Source organism: Pseudomonas brassicacearum subsp. neoaurantiaca (genome assembly GCF_013608025.1).
Taxonomy (GTDB): domain Bacteria; phylum Pseudomonadota; class Gammaproteobacteria; order Pseudomonadales; family Pseudomonadaceae; genus Aquipseudomonas.
The window spans coordinates 10,080-10,424 of the sequence record NZ_VDLV01000044.1; the positions used below are offsets into that span (position 1 = coordinate 10,080).

A 345-nucleotide genomic window follows, 5' to 3' on the forward strand; every position below is an offset into this window, starting at 1 on the left:
GTTCATCTGGCAAGGCGATCAAATCATCGCCGAAAGCAGCGACCGCCACTACCAAAGCTACGTCTACGAACCCGGCACCTTCCGCCCCCTCGCCCTGCTCGAAGGCGAAGGCCCAGACAACGCCACGCCGTTCCACTACCACAACGACCACCTCGGCACCCCGCAGGAACTGACCAGCCACCAAGGCGAAATCGTCTGGGCCGCGCGCTACAACGGCTACGGAAAACTCACCGAACTAAGGCATGGCGACGGCAAGCGCCTGGAACAACCGCTGCGTTTCCAGGGCCAATACCACGACCGGGAAAGCGGCCTGCACTACAACCGGCACCGGTACTACAATCCGGA

At 62.0% G+C, this 345-nt stretch carries 1 pseudogene; it reads left to right on the forward strand.

Annotation, left to right across the window (positions count from 1 at the left end):
• Window positions 1-345, forward strand: a pseudogene (locus tag FHK92_RS27880) (RHS repeat domain-containing protein); the annotation flags it as partial.